The sequence below is a fragment of the Kitasatospora sp. NPDC059722 genome (assembly GCF_042733235.1).
In the GTDB taxonomy this organism is placed as follows: Bacteria; Actinomycetota; Actinomycetes; order Streptomycetales; family Streptomycetaceae; genus Kitasatospora.
This window is the reverse complement of the sequence record NZ_JBHWGD010000041.1, coordinates 34,576-55,354: the sequence shown is the minus strand read 5'-3', so window position 1 is coordinate 55,354 and position 20,779 is coordinate 34,576. Positions and strand designations below refer to the sequence as shown.

The 20,779-nt window shown below is 72.3% G+C and carries 23 protein-coding genes; 19 read left to right on the top strand and 4 right to left on the bottom strand.

Annotation, left to right across the window (positions count from 1 at the left end):
• Positions 1-397 (bottom strand): GntR family transcriptional regulator (locus tag ACFV4F_RS24905; RefSeq protein ID WP_380505498.1); only part of this gene is annotated, 397 nt, incomplete at its 3' end.
• Between the two features lie 167 nt (positions 398-564).
• Here ACFV4F_RS24905 and ACFV4F_RS24900 point away from each other — a divergent pair.
• Positions 565-765 (top strand): hypothetical protein, encoded by a 201-nt coding sequence (locus ACFV4F_RS24900; protein WP_380505497.1) that lies wholly within the window; start codon positions 565-567, stop codon positions 763-765.
• A gap of 260 nt (positions 766-1,025) precedes the next feature.
• On the opposite strand, the gene ACFV4F_RS24895 is transcribed toward ACFV4F_RS24900, so the two are convergent.
• Together ACFV4F_RS24895 and ACFV4F_RS24890 are read right to left on the bottom strand one after the other, a co-directional pair.
• A complete protein-coding gene (locus tag ACFV4F_RS24895) occupies positions 1,026-1,679 on the bottom strand; it encodes an MBL fold metallo-hydrolase (RefSeq protein WP_380498191.1) in 654 nt (217 codons plus the stop codon).
• A gap of 45 nt (positions 1,680-1,724) precedes the next feature.
• Entirely contained in the window at positions 1,725-2,459 is a 735-nt protein-coding gene (locus tag ACFV4F_RS24890; protein WP_380505495.1) for a maleylpyruvate isomerase family mycothiol-dependent enzyme, read from the bottom strand.
• 268 nt (positions 2,460-2,727) lie between these two features.
• Between ACFV4F_RS24890 and uvrA the strand changes: the two genes are divergently transcribed.
• The 18 genes from uvrA (at position 2,728) to ACFV4F_RS24800 (ending at position 19,949) form a co-directional block, all read left to right on the top strand.
• Positions 2,728-5,640 (top strand): excinuclease ABC subunit UvrA, encoded by a 2,913-nt coding sequence (gene uvrA, locus ACFV4F_RS24885; RefSeq protein ID WP_380505493.1) that lies wholly within the window; start codon positions 2,728-2,730, stop codon positions 5,638-5,640.
• Positions 5,641-5,737: 97 nt separating this feature from the next.
• On the top strand, positions 5,738-6,184 hold the full coding sequence (locus ACFV4F_RS24880) for a Rieske (2Fe-2S) protein (RefSeq protein ID WP_380444438.1): 447 nt from the start codon (positions 5,738-5,740) through the stop codon (positions 6,182-6,184).
• A 96-nt stretch (positions 6,185-6,280) separates the two neighbouring features.
• Entirely contained in the window at positions 6,281-8,335 is a 2,055-nt protein-coding gene (gene uvrC, locus ACFV4F_RS24875) for an excinuclease ABC subunit UvrC (RefSeq protein ID WP_380498188.1), read from the top strand.
• Positions 8,336-8,453: 118 nt separating this feature from the next.
• On the top strand, positions 8,454-9,338 hold the full coding sequence (rapZ, locus tag ACFV4F_RS24870; RefSeq protein ID WP_380444441.1) for an RNase adapter RapZ: 885 nt from the start codon (positions 8,454-8,456) through the stop codon (positions 9,336-9,338).
• 63 nt (positions 9,339-9,401) lie between these two features.
• Positions 9,402-10,499 (top strand): uridine diphosphate-N-acetylglucosamine-binding protein YvcK, encoded by a 1,098-nt coding sequence (yvcK, locus tag ACFV4F_RS24865; protein WP_380444479.1) that lies wholly within the window; start codon positions 9,402-9,404, stop codon positions 10,497-10,499.
• Complete coding sequence (whiA, locus tag ACFV4F_RS24860; protein WP_218199523.1) at positions 10,490-11,470, top strand: DNA-binding protein WhiA; 981 nt, start codon at positions 10,490-10,492, stop codon at positions 11,468-11,470. Before yvcK ends, whiA begins: the two co-directional genes overlap by 10 nt.
• 329 nt (positions 11,471-11,799) lie before the next feature.
• On the top strand, positions 11,800-12,807 hold the full coding sequence (gene gap / locus ACFV4F_RS24855; protein WP_380444443.1) for a type I glyceraldehyde-3-phosphate dehydrogenase: 1,008 nt from the start codon (positions 11,800-11,802) through the stop codon (positions 12,805-12,807).
• A 154-nt stretch (positions 12,808-12,961) separates the two neighbouring features.
• Entirely contained in the window at positions 12,962-14,164 is a 1,203-nt protein-coding gene (locus tag ACFV4F_RS24850) for a phosphoglycerate kinase (RefSeq protein WP_380444445.1), read from the top strand.
• 5 nt (positions 14,165-14,169) lie between these two features.
• On the top strand, positions 14,170-14,955 hold the full coding sequence (gene tpiA, locus ACFV4F_RS24845) for a triose-phosphate isomerase (protein ID WP_359960816.1): 786 nt from the start codon (positions 14,170-14,172) through the stop codon (positions 14,953-14,955).
• Between the two features lie 87 nt (positions 14,956-15,042).
• Positions 15,043-15,279, top strand: coding sequence for a preprotein translocase subunit SecG (gene secG / locus ACFV4F_RS24840; protein ID WP_380444447.1), 237 nt, complete (start codon positions 15,043-15,045; stop codon positions 15,277-15,279).
• A gap of 240 nt (positions 15,280-15,519) precedes the next feature.
• On the top strand, positions 15,520-15,807 hold the full coding sequence (locus ACFV4F_RS24835; RefSeq protein ID WP_030308030.1) for an RNA polymerase-binding protein RbpA: 288 nt from the start codon (positions 15,520-15,522) through the stop codon (positions 15,805-15,807).
• A gap of 228 nt (positions 15,808-16,035) precedes the next feature.
• Positions 16,036-16,269 carry a helix-turn-helix domain-containing protein gene (locus ACFV4F_RS24830; RefSeq protein ID WP_030059940.1) on the top strand — a complete coding sequence of 78 codons (234 nt, stop codon included), beginning with the start codon at positions 16,036-16,038 and terminating at the stop codon, positions 16,267-16,269.
• A gap of 274 nt (positions 16,270-16,543) precedes the next feature.
• Positions 16,544-17,350: an enoyl-CoA hydratase/isomerase family protein gene (locus ACFV4F_RS24825; RefSeq protein WP_380445101.1), complete on the top strand. Its 807-nt coding sequence runs from the start codon at positions 16,544-16,546 to the stop codon at positions 17,348-17,350.
• A gap of 207 nt (positions 17,351-17,557) precedes the next feature.
• The gene (locus ACFV4F_RS24820) at positions 17,558-18,109 is read left to right on the top strand and encodes an Asp23/Gls24 family envelope stress response protein (protein WP_380445126.1); all 552 of its coding nucleotides are present in this window, start codon (positions 17,558-17,560) and stop codon (positions 18,107-18,109) included.
• Positions 18,110-18,155: 46 nt separating this feature from the next.
• Positions 18,156-18,347, top strand: a complete 192-nt coding sequence (locus ACFV4F_RS24815) for a hypothetical protein (RefSeq protein WP_380445100.1) — start codon at positions 18,156-18,158, stop codon at positions 18,345-18,347.
• Positions 18,347-18,682 (top strand): hypothetical protein, encoded by a 336-nt coding sequence (locus ACFV4F_RS24810; protein WP_380445099.1) that lies wholly within the window; start codon positions 18,347-18,349, stop codon positions 18,680-18,682. Before ACFV4F_RS24815 ends, ACFV4F_RS24810 begins: the two co-directional genes overlap by 1 nt.
• Positions 18,679-19,305, top strand: a complete 627-nt coding sequence (locus ACFV4F_RS24805; RefSeq protein WP_380445098.1) for a DUF6286 domain-containing protein — start codon at positions 18,679-18,681, stop codon at positions 19,303-19,305. Before ACFV4F_RS24810 ends, ACFV4F_RS24805 begins: the two co-directional genes overlap by 4 nt.
• Positions 19,302-19,949: an alkaline shock response membrane anchor protein AmaP gene (locus tag ACFV4F_RS24800; protein ID WP_380445097.1), complete on the top strand. Its 648-nt coding sequence runs from the start codon at positions 19,302-19,304 to the stop codon at positions 19,947-19,949. Before ACFV4F_RS24805 ends, ACFV4F_RS24800 begins: the two co-directional genes overlap by 4 nt.
• A 12-nt stretch (positions 19,950-19,961) precedes the next feature.
• On the opposite strand, the gene ACFV4F_RS24795 is transcribed toward ACFV4F_RS24800, so the two are convergent.
• Entirely contained in the window at positions 19,962-20,726 is a 765-nt protein-coding gene (locus tag ACFV4F_RS24795) for an SDR family oxidoreductase (protein ID WP_380505491.1), read from the bottom strand.
• Between the last annotated feature and the right edge of the window lie 53 nt (positions 20,727-20,779).

Genomic DNA, 20,779 nt, shown 5'->3' with positions numbered 1-20,779 from the left:
GGGCCAACCCCCAAGCCCCGGGCGGAACCCCCCGCGGGCCCGCCATCGGGGCGGCGGCGGCACGAGGTGGCGACTGGGGCCGCCAGGTGCCGACCACGCCTTGCCGGGCGAGGGCGGCCTCGGTCGGCGATCCGTCGCCCGGTGCCACGCGTTGGCGCCGGACGAGAACGGCCGGTGGCTCCTGGGACTTCACGTAGTAGCCCGCGCCGGGGCGGGCGAGCACGAGCCCCTCGTCGATCAGCAGGGCGTAGGCCCGCTGGATAACGCCCGTCGAGACGTTGTGCTCACGCTGGAGCGCACTGATGGACGGCATTCGATCGCCTGGCTGAAGGCGCCGGGAGGTCAATTGACCGCGCAGGGCATCCGCGACCTGCAGGTAGGAGGGGGTATCGCTCACGCCTCGGACCTCCTCGCTTCGAGTCGTTCGCTGCGGCTGACACCGTAGCGCTGGCAGCGCTACTCTATCGATACGATTCCACTGTATCGATATGGGGAACGTCGATGGAGATCGGCATGCGCACAAGCTTGCTCAAGGCGTCTCTCTGCCAGGCGGCAGGGGCTCCCGTGCGAATCACCAAGGGGAGGGCGGGCCGCGTTCGGCTCTCGACGACCGCGCCTGCTGATACCTCGTCCACGCAGTGGACCGAGGTGCTCGACATCCTCCGGTCCGGCTGCGAGTGGGGTTCCACCGATGCCACCGGTCGGGCCGTCGTCTGGGTGGAACTGGAGGACTTCAACATGACGGACCCGGGGGCCTGGTCGTGACCGCCGCCGCCCGTCGGTCGGCGGCGTCGATCGGCATCGTGATCCGCTTCGAGGTGGGCAGGGCCGGGCGCTACGTCAGCGCTGAGTGCCAGCTGGATGCGCACTGGGCCTGCCCGGGCGGCGTCCGAGAGGTGTCCGGTGTCCTCGCGCTGGTGTGTCTCTGCATGGAGCCGACATGTACCTGCGCCCGGCATCTCGCTGGAGGCGGGCCATGATCCGGGCTGGTCGGCTCCGCCCGGAGCCGACCAGCCCGGAAGGCATCACCAGCCGCGCTCGCGCCATTCGGCGAGGTGCGGGCGCTCGGCGCCGACGGTGGTGTCGTTTCCGTGGCCGGGGTAGACCCAGGCCTCGTCCGGGAGGACGTCGAAGATCTTCTCGTTGACGTCCCGGAAGAGGGTCCGGAAGGCCTCCGGGTCCCCCCAGGTGTTGCCGACGCCGCCCGGGAAGAGGCAGTCTCCGGTGAACACGTGCGGGTGGCCCTGCGGGTCGTCGTAGATCAGCACGATGGCGCCGGGGGTGTGCCCGACCAGGTGCCGGACGGTCAGCTCGGCCCGGCCGACGAGCAGCTTGTCGCCGTCGGCGAGCCGTAGCTCGGTGGGGACGTCGATGCCCTCGGCGTCGTGCTCCCCGGCGGCGGTGCGGGCGCCGGTGGTGGCCACCACCTCGGCGAGTGCTCCCCAGTGGTCGTGGTGCCGGTGGGTGGTGACGACCGTCGCCAGGTCGTCGCCGACGGTCTCCAGCAGCGCCGGGGCGTCGGCGGCGGCGTCGATCAGCAGCTGCTCGTCGGTGGCCGGGCAGCGCAGCAGGTAGGCGTTGTTGTCGTACGGGCCGACGGCCACCTTCGTGATGATCAGGTGGGCCAGCTCGCGCACGTCCGGGGGCCCGCCGACCTTGACCGCTCCGTGGTACGTCATCCGTCCGCTCCTCGTCGTGTCGGTCCTGGGATCATCCTCGCCCCCTCAGCCCAGCGGGGGAAGCTGGGGGAGCGCGGTGTCGGGGGTGCGCTTCAGGTCGGCGCCGTCGGAGCGGCCCGAGAGCCAGGCGAGCAGGGCGCGGACCGATCCCCGGACGGTCAGGGCGGGTTCGCCGGTTCCGATCAGGCCGTGGTCCCCGGTGTCCTCGGCGACCAGCTCGACTCCCGGCAGCGCGGTGCCGTGGAGCTTGACGGCGAGCCTGTGGAACTCGACGACCGCGAACACCTCCGGCCACCGGGCCGGGCCGTAGCCGGCGTCCAGGTCTACCAGGTGGTACTCCAGCTCGCCGAGGCGCTTCCAGACCAGGTCGGCGGCCGGGAAGACGGCCCCGGAGCGGTGGTGGACGTCGGTGGCCCAGTCCTCGTCGGCCATCAGCGCGGCGGCCGCGGCGAAGCGCTCGTGCGACTCGCGCAGGTCGGCGAGCTGGGTCTCCAGCGGGCGCCCGGCACCGTCCTGGATCTCCTGGTCGCGGGCCTCCTCGCTGGCGTACTGCGGGATGTCGGTGCCGGTGCGGGCGCCGGTCAGCAGGTTGACCAGGGAGTCGGCGTTGCGGGCGAGGTGGGCCAGCACGTGGCCGCGGCTCCAGCCGGGGAGCGCGGAGGGCTCGGCGACGGCCGCGGGCTCCAGCCCGGCGACGGTCTCCAGCATGCTCCGGGTGCTCTCCCGGACCAGGCTCAGCCGCTCGGCGGCGACGGCGGCGGCGGACTGCGGGTCGGTCATCGGATCTGCCTTCGGTGCGAAGCGGTGCGTTGCCCCGTGGGGGCTCCGCTCGTTGACCAGTCGACGCTACCGCCGACACCGGAGCCCGAGCAGGGGCTTTTCAGGTCCGGGTACGGACGGCCCCGGGGCGGTCCTCACTCGTTCGGGTGGTCTCGGGTGGACAAAGTCGAGATTCGAACGTCTGAGCTATAGGCTGGCTGCCGCATCCTGGAAGAAGCACCCAATCTCACCGCAAGCCCTCTCGCCCCGGAGAAAGGCGCCAGAAGCAGTGGCCGACCGCCTCATCGTCCGCGGTGCTCGCGAGCACAACCTCAAGAACGTCTCGCTCGACCTGCCCCGCGACTCCCTCATCGTCTTCACGGGCCTCTCCGGCTCCGGCAAGTCCTCGCTCGCCTTCGACACGATCTTCGCCGAGGGCCAGCGCCGCTACGTCGAGTCGCTGTCCTCGTACGCCCGCCAGTTCCTCGGGCAGATGGACAAGCCCGACGTGGACTTCATCGAGGGCCTCTCCCCGGCCGTCTCGATCGACCAGAAGTCCACCAACCGCAACCCCCGTTCGACCGTCGGCACCATCACCGAGGTCTACGACTACCTGCGCCTGCTGTTCGCCCGGATCGGCAAGCCGCACTGCCCGCACTGCGGCCGCCCGATCGCCAAGCAGTCCCCGCAGGCGGTCGTCGACAAGGTGCTGGAGCTCGCCGAGGGCACCCGGTTCCAGGTGCTCAGCCCGGTGGTGCGCGAGCGCAAGGGCGAGTTCGTCGACCTCTTCGCCGACCTCCAGTCCAAGGGCTACTCGCGCGCCCGGGTGGACGGCGAGACGGTCCAGCTCGCCGAGCCGCCGAAGCTCAAGAAGCAGGAGAAGCACACCGTCGAGGTGGTCATCGACCGCCTGACCGTCAAGGAGAGCGCCAAGCGGCGGCTCACCGACTCGGTGGAGACGGCCCTGCGGCTGGCCGGCGGCATGGTCGTGCTCGACTTCGTCGACCTCCCGGAGGACGACCCGGAGCGCGAGCGCATGTACTCCGAGCACCTCTACTGCCCGTACGACGACGTGTCGTTCGAGGAGCTGGAGCCGCGCTCGTTCTCCTTCAACTCGCCGTTCGGCGCCTGCCCGGACTGCTCGGGCCTGGGCAACCGGATGGAGGTCGACCCGGACCTGGTCGTCCCGGACGTCGAGCGCTCGCTCGACGAGGGCGCCATCCACCCGTGGTCGGCCGGCCACGCCAAGGAGTACTTCCAGCGCCTGATCGACGCGCTCGCCCAGGAGCTGGGCTTCCGCACCGACATCCCGTGGGCCGGGCTGCCGGCCCGCGCCAAGAAGGCGCTGCTGTACGGGCACAAGCACCAGGTGGAGGTCCGCTACCGCAACCGCTTCGGCCGCGAGCGCTCGTACAGCACCGGCTTCGAGGGCGCGGTCCCGTTCATCCAGCGCCGGCACACCGAGGCGGAGAGCGACAGCAGCCGCGAGCGCTTCGAGGGCTACATGCGCGAGGTGCCCTGCCCGACCTGCCAGGGCACCCGGCTCAAGCCGGTCGTGCTCGCGGTCACCGTCCAGGACAGGTCGATCGCCGACGTCTCCTCGATGTCGATCAGCGACTGCGCCGAGTTCCTGGGCGCGATGAAGCTCAACGCCCGGGACAAGCAGATCGCCGAGCGGGTCCTCAAGGAGGTCAACGAGCGGCTGCGCTTCCTGGTCGACGTCGGCCTGGACTACCTCTCGCTCGACCGCGCGGCCGGCACCCTGTCCGGCGGCGAGGCCCAGCGCATCCGGCTGGCCACCCAGATCGGCTCCGGCCTGGTCGGCGTGCTCTACGTGCTGGACGAGCCGTCCATCGGCCTGCATCAGCGGGACAACCACCGGCTGATCGAGACGCTGGTGCGGCTGCGCGACATCGGCAACACCCTGATCGTCGTCGAGCACGACGAGGACACCATCAAGACGGCGGACTGGGTGGTCGACATCGGCCCGGGCGCCGGCGAGCACGGCGGCAAGGTGGTGCACTCCGGTTCGCTGAAGCAGCTGCTGGCCAACAAGGAGTCGCTGACCGGCCAGTACCTGTCGGGCAAGCGGTCCATCCCGATCCCGGGGGCCCGCCGCGAGCGGGACAAGAAGCGCCAGCTGACCGTCCACGGCGCCCGCGAGCACAACCTCAAGGACGTCACGGTCGGCTTCCCGCTCGGCACCTTCACTGCGATCACCGGCGTGTCCGGCTCCGGCAAGTCGACGCTGGTCAACGACATCCTCTACACCCACCTCGCCCGGGAGCTGAACGGCGCCCGCAGCGTGCCGGGCCGGCACACCCGGATCACCGGCACCGACCTGGTGGACAAGGTGGTGCACGTCGACCAGTCGCCGATCGGGCGCACCCCGCGCTCCAACCCGGCCACCTACACCGGGGTGTTCGACCACGTCCGCCGGCTCTTCGCGGAGACGCAGGAGGCCAAGGTCCGCGGCTACCTGCCCGGCCGGTTCTCCTTCAACGTCAAGGGCGGGCGCTGCGAGAACTGCTCCGGCGACGGCACCATCAAGATCGAGATGAACTTCCTGCCGGACGTCTACGTGCCGTGCGAGGTCTGCCACGGCGCCCGGTACAACCGGGAGACGCTGGAGGTGCACTACAAGGGCAAGTCCATCGCCGAGGTGCTGGACATGCCGATCGAGGAGGCGCTGGCCTTCTTCGAGGCCGTCCCGGCGATCGCCCGCCACCTCCGGACGCTCAACGACGTCGGCCTCGGCTACGTCCGGCTCGGCCAGTCCGCGCCGACGCTCTCCGGCGGCGAGGCGCAGCGCGTCAAGCTCGCCTCGGAGCTGCAGAAGCGCTCCACCGGGCGGACGGTCTACGTGCTCGACGAGCCCACCACCGGCCTGCACTTCGAGGACATCAGCAAGCTGATCAAGGTGCTCACCGGGCTGGTCGAGAAGGGCAACACGGTGATCGTCATCGAACACAACCTCGATGTGATCAAGACCGCCGACTGGATCGTCGACATGGGCCCCGAGGGCGGCTCCGGCGGCGGCACGGTGGTCGCCGAGGGCACCCCGGAGCAGATCGCCGCGGTGTCGGAGAGCCACACCGGCAAGTTCCTCCGGGACATCCTCCCGGGCGACTTCGCCGACGCCCCGGTCGCCGTTCCGGCGAAGAAGGCGCCGCGCAAGCGGGCCGCCGTGGCGAAGAAGTAGTGCACGCGGGCACGGCCGCTCCCGCCCCGGGAGCGGCCGTGCCCGCCGCATAGACTTCCGTGGTCCCACGCCGCAGCCCACCCGCAGGAGCGCACCGATGTCCGAGGCCCCCGAGAGCAACCCCGCCACCTCCCGCCGCACCCTGCTCTGCGGCGCCGCGGCCGTCCTGGCGGCGGCCGGCGGCACCGTGGCGCTCACCGGCTGCGGCTCGTCGGCCGGTTCGTCCGGCTCCGGCGCCGCCCCCAAGGGCCCGGTGGACCTCGGCCCGGCCTCGGCGGTGCCGGAGGGCGGCGGCAAGGTCTTCCGCGAGCAGAAGATCGTCGTCACCCAGCCCACCGCCGGGCAGTACAAGGCGTTCAGTGCCAAGTGCACGCACGCGGGCTGCATCGTCGACCAGGTGAAGAACCAGCAGATCCAGTGCCCCTGCCACGGCAGCAAGTTCGCCATTGCCGACGGTGCCGTGGCGGACGGCCCGGCCCCCTCCCCGCTGCCCGCCTACACCGTCACGGTCGAGGGCGGCAACCTCAAGGTGACCCCGAGCTGACGCAGTTGAGCCCCGCCGAACAGACCCCCGCCGCGCCGGCGTCCGCCGATCGGATCGGCCCTCCGCACCCCCGGCCCCACTCGGTACGGTGGACCCATGGCTGACCCGAGCACCTACCGCCCGGCCCCGGGCGCGATTCCGACCTCACCGGGCGTCTACAGGTTCCGCGACGCCCACGGCCGGGTCATCTACGTCGGCAAGGCCAAGAGCCTGCGCCCGCGCCTGTCGTCCTACTTCCAGGACCTCGCCGGGCTGCACCCGCGCACCGCGACCATGGTCACCACCGCGGCGTCGGTCGAGTGGACGGTGGTGGCCACCGAGGTCGAGGCGCTGCAGCTGGAGTACTCCTGGATCAAGGAGTTCGACCCGCGGTTCAACGTGAAGTACCGCGACGACAAGAGCTACCCCGAGCTCGCGGTCACCCTCAACGAGGAGTACCCGCGCGTCCAGGTGATGCGCGGCGCGCACAAGAAGGGCGTGCGCTACTTCGGACCGTACGGGCACGCGTGGGCGATCCGCGAGACGGTCGACCTGCTGCTGCGCGTCTTCCCCGTCCGCACCTGCTCCAACGGCGTGTTCAAGCGCGCGCGGCAGGTCGGCCGGCCCTGCCTGCTGGGCTACATCGGCAAGTGCGCCGCGCCCTGCGTCGGCAAGGTCACCGCGGACGAACACCGCGCGCTGGCCGAGGACTTCTGCGACTTCATGGCCGGGCGCACCGGCAACTACCTGCGCCGCCTGGAGGACGGGATGCAGGAGGCCGCCGCGGAGATGGAGTACGAGAAGGCGGCCCGCCTGCGGGACGACATCGGCGCCCTCAAGCGCGCGATGGAGAAGAACGCCATCGTGCTCGCCGACGCCACCGACGCCGACCTCCTGGCCCTCGCCGAGGACGAACTGGAGGCCGCCGTCCAGATCTTCCACGTGCGCGGCGGCCGGGTCCGCGGCCAGCGCGGCTGGGTCACCGACAAGGTCGAGGACGTCGACACCGCGGGCCTGGTCGAGCACGCCCTCCAGCAGCTCTACGGCGGCGCCACTGCTGACGAACGCAGCGAGAGCGTCCCGCGCGAGGTGCTCGTCCCGGCCCTGCCGGAGCCGGACGGGCCGGTCCGGGAGTGGCTGAGCGGCCTGCGCGGCAGCCAGGTCGACCTGCGCGTCCCGCAGCGCGGCGACAAGAAGGACCTGATGGCCACCGTGCAGCGCAACGCCCAGCAGGCGCTGGCGCTGCACAAGACCAAGCGCGCCTCCGACCTCACCACCCGCAGCCGCGCCCTCCAGGAGATCGCCGACGCGCTGGAGCTGGACTCCGTCCCGCTGCGCATCGAGTGCTTCGACATCTCCCACCTCCAGGGCGAGGACGTGGTCGCGTCGATGGTCGTCTTCGAGGACGGCCTGGCCCGCAAGAGCGAGTACCGGCGCTTCCAGATCAAGGGCTTCGCGGGCCAGGACGACGTCCGCTCGATGCACGAGGTGATCAGCCGGCGCTTCCGCCGCTACCTCCAGGAGCGCGAGCAGACCGGCGAGTGGGCCGTCGTCGAGTCCGAGGACGACCAGCCCGAGGACGGTCCGCGCACCGAGGACGGCCGCCCCAAGCGCTTCGCCTACCCGCCGCAGCTGCTCGTCGTCGACGGCGGCCAGCCGCAGGTCGCCGCCGCCAGGCGGGCCCTGGACGAGCTCGGCATCGACGACGTCGCCCTGTGCGGCCTCGCCAAGCGCCTGGAGGAGGTCTGGCTGCCCGGCGAGGACGACCCCGTCGTCCTGCCGCGCAGCAGCGAGGGCCTCTACCTGCTCCAGCGCGTCCGCGACGAGGCCCACCGCTTCGCGATCGGCTACCAGCGCAGCAAGCGTTCCAAGCGACTCACCGCCGGGGAACTGGACTCCGTCCCGGGCCTCGGCGAGACTCGCCGCCAGGCGCTGCTCAAGCACTTCGGCTCGCTGAAGAGGCTCCGGGCCGCCACCGTCGACGAACTCTGCGCCGTACCCGGCATCGGACGCCGCACGGCGGAGACTGTTGCGGCGGCGTTGTCCTCCCGTACACCCGCCGCACCCGCGGTCAACACCGCGACCGGCGAGATCATCGAGGACGGGGCCGACCAGGCCACCGCGCCGGTGGCCGCAGCACCCACGACCGCACCATCCCAGGAGACGCCATGACGGCCGACGCCGCCCGTCAGCCGGCGCGCCCGGCCGCCGACCGCCCCGGCGGACCGGCGCCGCACGGCCGCGCCATGCGCGTGCTCCCCAGCAGAAAGACCGAGAGCGGGGAACCGAAGTGACCGTGTCAGACGTGGCCGAGAACGTCCCGGAGCTGGTGATCATCTCCGGCATGTCCGGAGCCGGCCGCTCCACCGCGGCCAAGTGCCTGGAGGACCTCGGCTGGTTCGTGGTGGACAACCTGCCGCCGGCCCTCATCCCGACCATGGTCGACCTCGGGGCCCGCTCCCAGGGCAACGTCGCCAGGATCGGCGCCGTCGTGGACGTCCGCGGCCGGCAGTTCTTCGACGACCTGCTCACCTCGCTCGACGAGCTGGAGAAGCGCGGAGTCCGGCTCCAGGTCCTCTTCCTGGACTCCTCCGACGAGGCCCTGGTCCGCCGCTTCGAGAGCGTGCGCCGCCCGCACCCGCTCCAGGCCGACGGCCGGATCGTCGACGGCATCGCCCTGGAGCGCGACCTGCTGCGCGAGCTGCGCGGCGAGGCCGACCTGGTGATCGACACCTCCAACCTCAACGTGCACCAGCTACGCGCCAAGCTCGACGCCCAGTTCGCCGACCACGACGAGCCCGAGCTGCGCGCCACCGTGATGTCCTTCGGCTTCAAGTACGGCCTGCCGGTCGACGCCGACCTCGTGGTGGACTGCCGCTTCCTGCCCAACCCGCACTGGGTCCCCGAGCTGCGGGCCCGCACCGGCACCGACTCCGACGTCGCCGACTACGTGTTCCAGCAGCCCGGCGCCAACGAGTTCCTCAACGGCTACGCGGAGCTGCTCCGCATCGTCACGGAGGGGTACCGCAGGGAGGGCAAGCGGTACATGACGCTTGCCGTAGGCTGCACCGGTGGCAAGCACCGCAGCGTCGCGATGTCCGAGCGCCTGACCAAGCGCCTCATCGCCGACGGCGTCGAAACGGTGCTGGTCCACCGAGACATGGGACGGGAGTAACCGCCGCCTCCTCGCCGGGCCGCCGGCCGGGCGGCCGCGGGCGAAGAGGAACGCGAGGTGGGTGTGACGGGATACGTGCCCGGACGGCAGCCGCACCACAAGAACGGCGACCGGACCGGGGTCCCTGCGAGGACCCCGGCTCCCAGCAAGCCGCGCAGCAGCCCCGCCCGGGCCAACCCGGCCCCCCGGATCACCGCCCTCGGCGGCGGCCAGGGCCTGTCCGCGTCACTGTCGGCCCTGCGCCGGCTCACCAGCGACCTGACCGCCGTGGTCACCGTCGCCGACGACGGCGGCTCCAGCGGGCGGCTGCGCACCGAGCTGGGCGTGCTGCCCCCGGGCGACCTGCGCAAGGCCCTGGCGGCCCTGTGCGGGGACGACGACTGGGGCCGCACCTGGTCCGAGGTGATCCAGCAGCGCTTCACCGGCAGCGGCGACCTCGGCGGCCACGCCGTGGGCAACCTGCTGATCGTCGCGCTGTGGGAGAAGCTCGGCGACCCGGTCGCCGCGCTGGACTGGGTCGGCCGGCTGCTGAACGTCCAGGGCCGGGTGCTGCCGATGTCGGCGGTGCCGCTGGACATCGAGGCCACCGTCCGCGGCCACGACCCGGCCCACCCGGGCGCGGTCACGGCCGTCCGCGGCCAGGCCAGCGTCGCGGTCACGCCGGGCACCGTGCAGTCGATCCGGCTGGTGCCGGAGGAGCCGCCGGCCGTCCCGGAGGCCGTCGCGGCCGTGCGCGAGGCGGACTGGGTGGTGCTCGGCCCGGGCTCCTGGTTCACCAGCGTGCTGCCGCACCTGCTGGTGCCGGACCTCGCCAAGGCCCTGGTCGAGACCCGCGCCCGCCGCCTGCTCACGCTCAACCTGGCGCCCCAGCCCGGCGAGACCGAGGGCTTCACGCCGCAGCGCCACCTGGAGGTCATCGCCGACCACGCCCCGGGGCTCGCCGTGGATGCGATCCTGGTGGACGAGCGGGCCGTCACCGGCGGCGCCTTCGGCCAGGCCGACCTGGACGGCCTGGAGAAGGCCGCCGAGCGGATGGGCGCGGCCCTGGTGCTCGGCCGGGTGGCCCGCACCGACGGAACCCCGCGACACGACCCGGAGCTGTTGGCGGCAGCGTACGACCGGATTTTCCGGACACATGGAAGGATCGGGCCATGGCGATGACTCCAGCGGTGAAGGACGAGATCAGCCGGCTCCCGGTCACCCGGGCCTGCTGCCGCAAGGCGGAGGTGTCGGCGATCCTGCGGTTCGCAGGCGGGCTGCACATCGTGAGCGGCCGGATCGTGATCGAGGCCGAGCTCGACACGGGGGCGGCCGCGCGGCGCCTGCGCAAGGACCTGCTGGAGATCTTCGGGCACTCCTCCGACCTCGTCGTGATGGCCCCCGGCGGGCTGCGCCGCGGCAGCCGGTTCGTCGTGCGCGTGGTCAAGGACGGCGAGCTGCTCGCGCGCCAGACCGGCCTCGTGGACGGCCGCGGGCGCCCGATCCGGGGCCTGCCCCCGGCGGTCGTCTCCGGGGCGACCTGCGACGCCGAGGCGGCCTGGCGCGGGGCCTTCCTCGCGCACGGGTCCCTCACCGAGCCCGGCCGCTCGTCCTCGCTGGAGATCACCTGCCCCGGCTCCGAGGCGGCCCTCGCCCTCGTCGGCGCCGCCCGCCGGCTCGGCATCCCCGCCAAGGCCCGCGAGGTCCGCGGGGTGGACCGGGTCGTCATCCGGGACGGTGACGCGATCGGCGCGCTGCTGACGCGCCTGGGCGCGCACGAGTCGGTGCTCGCCTGGGAGGAGCGCCGGATGCGGCGCGAGGTCCGGGCCACCGCCAACCGCCTCGCCAACTTCGACGACGCCAACCTGCGCCGCTCGGCCCGCGCCGCGGTCGCGGCCGGCGCCCGGGTGGCCCGCGCGCTGGAGATCCTCGGCGACGAGGTGCCCGAGCACCTGGCCGCGGCCGGCCAGCTGCGGATGCAGCACAAGCAGGCCTCGCTGGAGGAGCTCGGCGCGCTCGCCGACCCGCCGCTGACCAAGGACGCGGTGGCCGGCCGGATCCGCCGCCTGCTGGCGATGGCCGACAAGCGCGCCTCCGAGCTCGGCCTGCCGAGCACCGAGGCGAACCTCACCGACGAGATGGCGCTCAACTGACGAGCCGACGATCACGGTCGTGACCGATTCGCGGCCGGTGTCCGGATTCCGGGCACCGGCCGCCGTCGTGTCCGGACGGCCCGCGCGGGTCCGTGCGGCCGGAGTCCGGTTTGGCAAATTGGTAGAGACCACTGGCCCGGGTCCAACTGCCCGGGGAACCAAGGACGGAAGGCCTGAAATGGGGTTTGGGCCACGCCACGCCACGTCTCGCGAATTGGTGCGATGTGCCCTCCCAGGCCCCGGAGGGGTAGGGTCATAGGCGGTCGGGGACTTCCCAAATCTCACCCCCGTCGGCTTAGCTCCGGCGTACCTAACGAGGAGATCGGTTCGTGACGATCCGGGTAGGCATCAACGGATTCGGCCGCATCGGCCGCAACTTCTTCCGCGCGGTCAAGGCCCAGGGCGCGGACATCGAGATCGTCGGTGTCAACGACCTGACTGACACGAAGACCCTGGCTCACCTGCTCAAGTACGACACCACCCTGGGCACCTTCCCGGGCGAGGTCTCGCACACCGAGGACAGCATCACCGTCGACGGCCACACCTTCAAGGTGACGGCCGAGCGCGACCCGGCGAACCTGCCGTGGGCCGCCCTGGGCGCCGACATCGTCGTCGAGTCCACCGGCATCTTCACCAAGGCCGAGGCCGCGAAGAAGCACCTCACCGCCGGCGCGAAGAAGGTCATCATCTCGGCGCCCGCCACCGACGAGGACGTCACCATCGTCCTGGGTGTCAACGACGAGAAGTACGACGCCGCCAACCACCACGTCATCTCCAACGCCTCGTGCACCACCAACTGCGTGGCGCCGATGGCCAAGGTGCTGAACGAGAGCTTCGGCATCGTCAAGGGTCTGATGACCACCGTCCACGCGTTCACCAACGACCAGGTGACCCTGGACTTCCCGCACAAGGACCTGCGCCGTGCTCGTGCGGCCTCGCAGAACATCATCCCGACCTCGACCGGTGCGGCCAAGGCGACCGCCCTGGTCCTGCCGGAGCTCAAGGGCAAGCTGGACGGCACCTCGCTGCGCGTCCCGGTCCCGACCGGCTCCATCACGGACCTGGTCGTCACCCTGGAGCGCGAGGTGACCAAGGACGAGGTCAACGCCGCCTTCCAGAAGGCCGCGCAGGAGGGCCCGCTCAAGGGCATCCTGGCCTACACCGAGGACCCGATCGTCTCCTCGGACATCGTCAACGACCCGGCCTCCTGCATCTTCGACTCGCAGCTCACCATGGTCCAGGGCAACCAGGTCAAGGTGCTCGGCTGGTACGACAACGAGTGGGGCTACTCGAACCGCGTCGTGGACCTGGTCACCCTCGTCGGTGGCCAGCTCTGACGCAGTGGGAGCTGACGTGATGTGAGGGCGAGGGCCCGGACGGCGCACGACGCCGACCGGGCCCTCGTTCTGCGTACAAGAACCTTCCGGGCGGCCCCTGCGCCGTGCCGCCCACCTGCGCATCCCCCCATCTCCCCAGGAGACCGAAGAACCCGTGAAGACCATCGAAGACCTCGACGTCGCCGGCAAGCGCGTCTTCGTCCGCGCCGACCTGAACGTGCCGCTGGACGGCGCCGCGATCACCGACGACGGCCGCATCCGCGCGGTCGCCCCGACCATCGCCAAGCTCCTGGAGCGCGGCGCGAAGGTCGTCGTCGCCTCCCACCTGGGCCGCCCGAAGGGTGCGCCGGAGGAGAAGTTCTCCCTCGCGCCGGTGGCCGCGCGCCTCGGCGAGATCCTCGGCAAGGACGTCTCCTTCGCCACCGACACGGTGGGCGAGAGCGCCGCGGCCGCCGTCGCCGGCCTGGCCGACGGCCAGGTCGCGCTGCTGGAGAACCTGCGCTTCAACGCCGGCGAGACCAGCAAGGACGACGCCGAGCGCAAGGCCTTCGCCGAGCAGCTGGCCGCCCTGGCCGACCTGTACGTCGGCGACGGCTTCGGCGCGGTGCACCGCAAGCACGCCTCGGTGTTCGACCTCCCGGCCCTGCTGCCGCACGCCGCCGGCGACCTGATCGCCACCGAGGTCGGCGTGCTGAAGAAGCTCACCGACGAGGTCGCGCGCCCGTACGTCGTCGTGCTCGGCGGCGCCAAGGTGTCCGACAAGCTCGGCGTGATCGACAACCTGCTGAAGAAGGCCGACCGCATCCTGATCGGCGGCGGCATGGCGTACACCTTCCTGAAGGCCCAGGGCCACGAGGTCGGCATCTCGCTGCTGCAGGAGGACCAGATCCCGGTCTGCCTGAACTACCTGGCCGAGGCCGAGAAGCGGGGCGTCGAGTTCGTCCTGCCGGTCGACGTCCTGGTGTCGGCCGACTTCCCGGACCTCAAGGGCAAGACCCCGGCGACCTTCGACCTCGTCTCCTCGGACGCCATCCCGGCGGACAAGGAGGGCCTGGACATCGGCCCGAAGACCCGCGAGCTGTACGCGGAGAAGCTGGCCGACGCCGGGACGGTGTTCTGGAACGGCCCGATGGGCGTCTTCGAGCACCCCGACTACGCCAACGGCACCAAGGCCGTCGCGAAGGCGCTGCTCGACAGCCCCGGCTTCACCGTGGTCGGCGGCGGCGACTCCGCCGCGGCCGTCCGCATCCTGGGCTTCGACGAGAACGCCTTTGGACACATCTCGACCGGCGGTGGCGCGAGCCTGGAGTACCTGGAGGGCAAGCAGCTCCCGGGTCTCACCGCCCTGGAAGGCTGAACGCAATGACCGAACGTCTCCCGCTCATGGCGGGCAACTGGAAGATGAACCTCAACCACCTTGAGGCCATCCAGCACACCCAGAAGCTCGCCTTCACCCTGAACGACAAGGACTACGCGGCCGTCGAGGTCGCCGTCCTGACCCCGTTCACCGACCTGCGCTCGGTGCAGACGCTGGTCGAGACGGACAAGCTGAAGATCAAGTACGGCTCGCAGGACATCTCGGAGCACGACTCCGGCGCCTACACCGGCGAGGTCTCCGGCCCGATGCTGGCCAAGCTCCGCTGCACCTACGCGGTGATCGGCCACTCGGAGCGCCGCCAGTACCACGCCGAGACCGACGAGATCGTCAACGCCAAGGTCAAGGCCGCCTACCGGGCCGGGATCACCCCGATCCTGTGCATCGGCGAGCCGCTGGAGGTCCGCAAGGCCGGCACCCACGTCGAGCACACGCTGGCCCAGCTGGACGGCGGCCTCAAGGACGTCCCGGCCGAGCAGGCCGAGACCGTCGTGATCGCGTACGAGCCGGTCTGGGCGATCGGCACCGGCGAGGTGGCGACCCCGGAGGACGCGCAGGAGGTCTGCGCGGCCATCCGCAAGCGGATCGCCGAGCTGTACGACGGCGCGCTGGCCGACAAGGTCCGTGTGCTGTACGGCGGTTCGGTCAAGTCGTCGAGCGCGGCCGGCCTGATGGCCAAGCCCGACATCGACGGCGGACTGATCGGCGGTGCTTCGCTGGACGCCGCGGAGTTCGCCAAGATCGTGCGCTACCGTGACCAGGCAGTAGGCTAACGCCGCCGCAGCAACGTAGGCTTTGGGGCCGGACCGCCGGACGCGGCCCGGCCCCTTCGCCGAAGATACGAGAGAGTTGGTCCCGTCGTGGTTCTCGGGTTCTCTATTGCCCTGATCATCTTCAGCCTGCTGATGATCCTGCTCGTGCTGCTGCACAAGGGGAAGGGCGGCGGTCTGTCCGACATGTTCGGTGGTGGCGCGATGTCCACCGGTGGCGGCTCCGCGGTGGCCGAGCGCAACCTCGACCGCATCACGATCGTGGTCGGTCTGGGCTGGTTCGCCTCCATCATGGTGCTGAGCCTGCTGCTCAAGTACAAGGGCTAGGACCGGCCGCACACCTCTGCTGGTAACGGAGCCCGCACAAGCCTGACGCCCCGTCGCCCGAGCGCCTATCCTGGGACGGTCGGGGGCGGAGGCGATGGTGGCGCACCCTTAACTCCTGCTTACACTAGGACGACTTTCGCCACCGACGCGCACCGCGGCGGGTCGGCGTACCAGCACGCAGGGAGTCAGACCGTGGCAAGTGGCAACGCCATCCGTGGCAGCAGGGTCGGAGCCGGCCCGATGGGCGAGGCGGAGCGCGGCGAGTCCGCGCCGCGCAACCGGATCTCCTTCTGGTGTGCCAACAAGCACGAGACCCGTCCCAGCTTCGCCGCCGAAGCCGTCATCCCGGACACCTGGGACTGCCCGCGCTGCGGTTTCCCGGCCGGACAGGACGAGCACAACCCGCCCGCCCCCTCGCGCAACGAGCCGTACAAGACCCACCTCGCCTACGTCCGCGAGCGGCGCACCGACGCCGACGGCGAGGCGATCCTCGCCGAGGCGCTGGCCAAGCTGCGCGGCGAGATCTGAGCCGGAAGACCGGTTGGGGGGGGCCCCCCCCACGCTGCTGATCAGCTATTTTCCGGCACCCGGCGCAATTCGCCCGGGGGCGTGCACTCTGCGTGAGCGCCCTGGTGCGCTCGGATCACCACCGAAGGACGGCGCATTCCCGACATCGACCTTGTCGAATGGGTGGCCAGGACGCGGTGGATGGGTGATCATGGGAATCTGACCGAGCAACGCTACGAGGAGGCACGGGTGGCCGAGACTCTGAAAAAGGGCAGCCGGGTGACCGGTGCCGCGCGTGAGAAGCTCGCGGCCGATCTCAAGAAGAAGTACGACTCCGGGGCGAGCATTCGCGCTCTCGCGGAGGAGACCGGTCGCTCGTACGGCTTCGTGCACCGGATGCTGAGCGAATCCGGAGTGATCCTCCGGGGCCGCGGCGGTGCCACGCGGGGCAAGAACAAGGCGACTGCCGGGGCCGGTTCCTGACGGCCCGTCGGCTCATGGCTGGATGACGCGGCGGCAGGGCGCCGACCGGGGAGACGAGTGGCGATCGTCGCTAATTGTCCGACGATCGTGGGCTGATCGTGAGTCGACCAGCTGATTCGTCCACCCTCGGATCGAGTGGACCGGCCGCCGATCGTCATGCCCGCATTTCCTTTTCGACGAATTCCCCCGTACTCCCGGGCGGCTGGGTCTGCCGCTGCGCGCCCGGGTTTGTTACTCTCCGGTAGCCAAGTCCCTCGCCACCGGAGGTCTCCGCATGACCGCCCCCGCCACCGACCCGCAGACCCCGAGCGGGGAGCAGGACGGCGTCCGCCTGGAGATCGACGGCGACCTCGCCGTCGTCACCCTGTGTCAGCCCAAGCGGCGCAACGCCCAGTCGCCCGCCCTGTGGCGCGCCCTCGCCGCCGCCGGCCGTGATCTGCCCGGCACCGTCCGCGTCGTGCTGCTCCGCGCGGAGGGCGTCTCCTTCTCCGCCGGCCTCGACCGGGCCATGTTCACCCCCGAGGGCATCCCCGGCGAGCCCAGCTTCCTCCAGCTCGCGGCCGCCGAGGAGAAGGAGCTCGACGACACCATCGCCACCTACCAGGAGGCCTTCACCTGGTGGCGCCGGCCCGACCTGATCTCGATCGCGGCCGTCCAGGGGCACGCCGTCGGCGCCGGGTTCCAGCTCGCGCTCGGCTGCGACCTGCGGGTCGTCGCGGAGGACGTCCAGTTCTCCATGAAGGAGACGTCGCTCGGGCTCGTCCCCGACCTCGCCGGCACCAAGCCGCTCACCGAACTCGTGGGCTACGCGCGGGCGCTGGAGATCTGCGTGACCGGCCGCTGGGTGGGTGCGCAGGAGTCCGTCGCGATCGGCCTGGCCAACATCGCCGTCCCGGGCGCGGAGCTCGACGGCGCCGCGCGCGACCTGGCCGCCGCGCTGCTGGCCGCGCCGCGCAACGCCGCGATCGAGACGAAGGCCCTGCTGCAGGGGGCCTCGGGCCGGTCGTTCGACGAGCAGCGTTCCGCCGAACGGCTCGCACAGGCCCGTCGTCTGCGGGACCTGGCGGGCATCGGCGACTGACGTCCGTTCCCGCTCGGTGGGCCCGGTCCGGGGGGTGCTCCCCGGAGCCGGGCCTCCGTCGTTCCCGGGGGTTCCCGCGGGGTTGCCGGAGCGTCGCTCGGCGGGCGCGAAACGTGGCGAAATGCCAGAGTTGTGGGGATCTGCGATATAGCTGGAGCCGTACGACGGGAGACCCGCCCCATGCCTGACACTCCGACGCCCGCGAGCATGCACAAGAACCCCGCCAACGCCCCGGCCTCCGCTCCTTCCCACGCCTCTGCTCCTTCCCACGCCTCGGGCCCGTCCGGTTCCTCCGGCGCGCCCGGTTCGACCGGCGGGTCCGCCGCCGCCGCGCCCAAGCCGGTCGGCGAGCGCGGCCGGACGGCGCTGGCCGTCGGAGTGGTCGAGAAGATCGCCGGCATGGCGGCCCGCGAGGTCTCCGGCATCCACGCCCTCGGCTCCGGGCTCGCCCGGACGTTCGGCGCCATGCGGGACCGGGTGCCCGGCGGCAGGTCCAGCGTCGGACGCGGCATCAAGGCCGAGGTCGGCGAGAAGCAGACCGCGATCGACATCGCGCTGGTCGTCGAGTACGGCGTCGTCATCCCCGAACTCGCCCGCCAGGTGCGGGAGAACATCATCAACGCGGTCGAGCGGATGACCGGCCTTGAGGTCGTCGAGGTCAACATCGCGGTCAACGACGTGCACCTCCCGGACGAGCCGGAGTTCGAGGAGGAAGAGGAGCAGATGGTGCCGTCCGGGCAGCGGCCCAAGCTCAAGTGACGGCCCGGGCGCGCGGGATCCCGGGCGCAGGACGAGGGAGTAGCGGATGAACCTGGCCGTGGTCGGCCTTGTGGTGGGCATGGCGCTCGGCTTCGCCGGGTACTTCGGCGGGTTCGCGGCCTTCCTGCTGGTGGCGGCGCTGGGGCTGGTCGGCTTCGTGGCCGGGCGGCTGCTGGAGGGCGACATCGAACTCGGGGACCTGGGCGACCTGCTCCGCGGCCGCGACCGGCGCCGCTGATGGCGGGCCCGGCCGCCCCGGCGGCGACGCGCGGCCGGATCCGGATCTCCGACCGCGCGTACGCGCGCATCGCGGCCCGCGCGGCCACGGAGGCCCTGGCGGAGGCGTGGGCCGGACGGTCGGTCAGGGGTGCGCTGCCCGTGGTGTCGGTGTCCGTCCCCGGCAGCACCGTCCGGGTCCGGGTGGAGGTCGAGCTGCCGTTCCCCGCCGATCTGGCCGGGCTCGCCCGGGCCGTGCGGGACCGCGTCGGGACACGGGTCAAGGGGCTGACGGGGACGCGGGTGTCGGAGGTGGTCGTGGTCGTGGAGCGGCTGGTGACGGGAGGGCGGTCGTGACGGCGCCGGAGGAGGGGGAGGCGGGGGCGGGGGCGGGCGAGGGGAAGGTACGGCGGCCGCGGGCGGCGCGGACGCCCGAGGCGGTGCTGGTGGCGGCGGGCGTGCTGGTGATCGCGGGCGCGCTGCTCTATGACGTGGTGTCGGTGCGGACCGGACACTCCGTCCGGCGGTGGCGGGCGGAGATCGCGGACGAGCTCGCGACCCGTCACCTCGACGACCTGTGGGTCCTGGTCGGGGCGGGGGCGGCCACCGGGCTGGGGGCGCTGCTGCTCTGGCTGGCGTTCGCGCCGGGGCTGCGCCGGTGGCTGGCGCTGCGTCCGCACGGGGGCACCAGCGCGGTGATCAACCGGTCCGGGATCGGGCACCTGCTGACCGACCGGGCGGCCGGGCTCCCGGACGTCGAGCGGGTCCGGATCCAGATCGGGCGGCGGAGGGTCCGGGTGCACCTGTACGGGCCGTCCGACCCGGCGTCGCTGCAGCGGCAGCTGCGGGACGAGCTCGCGCGGGTGACGCTGGCGCGGCCGTTGCGGCTGGACGTCCGGACGGTGCCGCGGGAGGGGGCCGGGGAGGCGGAGACGGAGGCGGCGGGGAGCGCGGGCGGCGTGGGCGGGGCGGCGGGATGAGCCGGGGGACCGTCAACCGGGTGCTGATCGGACTGGTCGGGGCGACGCTCGTGGTGGCCGGGGTGCTGGTGCTGGCCGGCGGGCTCGACCTGTACGGGCGGCTCGGGGTGCACCCGCCCGACTGGTGGCCGCTGACCTCGCCCCACCAGCCCGTGGTGAGCGCGAGGTCGCGCACCCGGTGGGTGGCGGGCTCCTGGTGGTGGCCGACCGTCATCGGCGGGCTGTCGGTGCTGGTCCTGGCCATGGTGTGGTGGCTCGTGGCGCAGCTGCGGCGCACCGGGCTCTCCAGCATCGCGGTGCCGACGCCCGGGGTGGCCGGGCTCAGGATGCGGGTGAGCGCGCGGGCGCTGGAAGAGGCGCTGGAGTCGGGGGCCGTCGTGCTGCCCGAGGTCGAGCGCGTGGACGTGCGCCTGGTGCGCGCGCCCGGGCACCCGCGGCTGCGGGGGGCCGTCCGGCTCACCCCCGGCGGGGACCCGGCCGCGCTGGTGGAGCATTTTGAGACGGGACCGCGGGCCGACGCCCTCGGGAGCCTCGGGGTGCCGGAGCTGCCCGCCGACCTGCGGATCCGGGTGCTCCAGGAGGCCCCCGCCGGTCCGCGGCGCCGTCGGCGGCGGCAGCGGCGGAGGCCTCCGCGGGTGGAGTGACCGGCCGGGGGCTCAGAGGGTGCGCAGGGCTCCGCCGTCCACCGGGACCATCACGCCGGTCAGGTAGGACGCGGCGGGGGAGAGCAGGAACGCGGCGACCCGGCCGAACTCCTCCGGGGTGCCGTAGCGGCCGAGCGGGATGGCGGCGCTGTGGTGGGCGCGGGCGCCGTCCGGGTCGCCGCCGAGGGCGTCGAGCTCGCGGACCCGGTCGGTGTCGATCCGGGCCGGGAGCAGGCCGACCACCCGGATGCCGCGCGGGCCGAGCTCGTCGGCGAGCGACTTGGCGGCCATCGCGAGGCCGGGGCGCAGGCCGTTGGAGATGCCGAGGCCCGCGATCGGCTGGCGGACGGACGCCGAGAGCACGAAGCCGATCACGCCGCCCTCGCCGAGGGCCGCGGCGGCGGTGCGGGCGATGCGCAGGGCGCCGAGGAAGACCGACTCGAAGGCGTCGCGCCAGGCCTCTTCCGGGGTCGTCCCGACCGGGCCGGCCTGGGGGCCGCCGACGCTGATCAGGACGCCGTCCAGGCGGCCGAAGGCGGCGCTCGCCTCGGCGACGAGCCGTTCGGCGGTCCGCGGGTCGGCGTTGTCGGCGGTCACGCCGCGGACGGTGCCGGGGAGACCGGCGAGTTCGGCGACGGCCGCGTCCACGGCCTCCTCGGTCCGGCCGGTCACCAGCACGTGGGCGCCGTCGGCGGCGAGTTCACGGGCGGTGGCGAAGCCGAGGCCGCGGGTGGCACCGGTGACGACGTACGCCTTGTCCTTCAGTCCGAGATCCATGGGGGACATCTTGCCGGGTCGGGGGCGTCCGGCGTGGCGCGGCCGACCTCAAG

Coding starts and splice junctions, on each gene's coding strand:
- ACFV4F_RS24815 (WP_380445100.1), top strand. CDS start 18,156: ATGAACCTGGCCGTGGTCGGCCTTGTGGTGGGCATGGCGCTCGGCTTC.
- ACFV4F_RS24795 (WP_380505491.1), bottom strand. CDS start 20,726: ATGGATCTCGGACTGAAGGACAAGGCGTACGTCGTCACCGGTGCCACC.
- ACFV4F_RS24895 (WP_380498191.1), bottom strand. CDS start 1,679: ATGACGTACCACGGAGCGGTCAAGGTCGGCGGGCCCCCGGACGTGCGC.
- ACFV4F_RS24820 (WP_380445126.1), top strand. CDS start 17,558: ATGCACAAGAACCCCGCCAACGCCCCGGCCTCCGCTCCTTCCCACGCC.
- ACFV4F_RS24825 (WP_380445101.1), top strand. CDS start 16,544: ATGACCGCCCCCGCCACCGACCCGCAGACCCCGAGCGGGGAGCAGGAC.
- whiA (WP_218199523.1), top strand. CDS start 10,490: ATGGCGATGACTCCAGCGGTGAAGGACGAGATCAGCCGGCTCCCGGTC.
- ACFV4F_RS24800 (WP_380445097.1), top strand. CDS start 19,302: ATGAGCCGGGGGACCGTCAACCGGGTGCTGATCGGACTGGTCGGGGCG.
- ACFV4F_RS24835 (WP_030308030.1), top strand. CDS start 15,520: ATGGGCGAGGCGGAGCGCGGCGAGTCCGCGCCGCGCAACCGGATCTCC.
- ACFV4F_RS24810 (WP_380445099.1), top strand. CDS start 18,347: ATGGCGGGCCCGGCCGCCCCGGCGGCGACGCGCGGCCGGATCCGGATC.
- uvrC (WP_380498188.1), top strand. CDS start 6,281: ATGGCTGACCCGAGCACCTACCGCCCGGCCCCGGGCGCGATTCCGACC.
- ACFV4F_RS24880 (WP_380444438.1), top strand. CDS start 5,738: ATGTCCGAGGCCCCCGAGAGCAACCCCGCCACCTCCCGCCGCACCCTG.
- ACFV4F_RS24890 (WP_380505495.1), bottom strand. CDS start 2,459: ATGACCGACCCGCAGTCCGCCGCCGCCGTCGCCGCCGAGCGGCTGAGC.
- tpiA (WP_359960816.1), top strand. CDS start 14,170: ATGACCGAACGTCTCCCGCTCATGGCGGGCAACTGGAAGATGAACCTC.